Annotated in this window: 1 protein-coding gene; it reads right to left on the bottom strand. The window is 70.3% G+C overall.

All coding sequences use genetic code 11. The features are described 5' to 3' along the window. On the bottom strand, positions 1-380 hold a 380-nt coding region (locus tag NBZ85_RS31620), incomplete at both ends, for an ABC transporter permease (protein ID WP_261563481.1).

The raw sequence follows: 380 nt of genomic DNA, 5'->3' as shown, positions 1-380 counted from the left end.
TTCGACGGCACGAACGCGTTGGACAGGAAGGTCAGCGGGAAGAGGATCATCATCGAGATGCCCTGCACGCCGCGGGCACTGCGGGCGACCGTGCCGATCCAGGTGAACGCCCACGCGATCGCCCAGCCGGTGAGGACCGCCAGGACGATCGCGCCGAGCACGCCGGGCACCCCGCCGCCGGGCCGGTAGCCGAGGATCAGACCCATGACGTAGGTCAGGCTCGCCGCGATCAGGTACCGGACCAGGTCGGCGATCATCGGGCCGGCCAGGGGTGCGAGCCGGGACATCGGCAGCGACCGGAACCGGTCGAAGACCCCCTTGTCCATGTCCTCCCGCAGCTGCGTCCCGGTGGCCATGCAGGTGGTGAGCACCGTCTGGGC

This window comes from Frankia tisae (assembly GCF_025403405.1).
Taxonomy (GTDB): domain Bacteria; phylum Actinomycetota; class Actinomycetes; order Frankiales; family Frankiaceae; genus Frankia; species Frankia tisai.
This window is presented reverse-complemented; position numbering and strand designations above follow the sequence as displayed.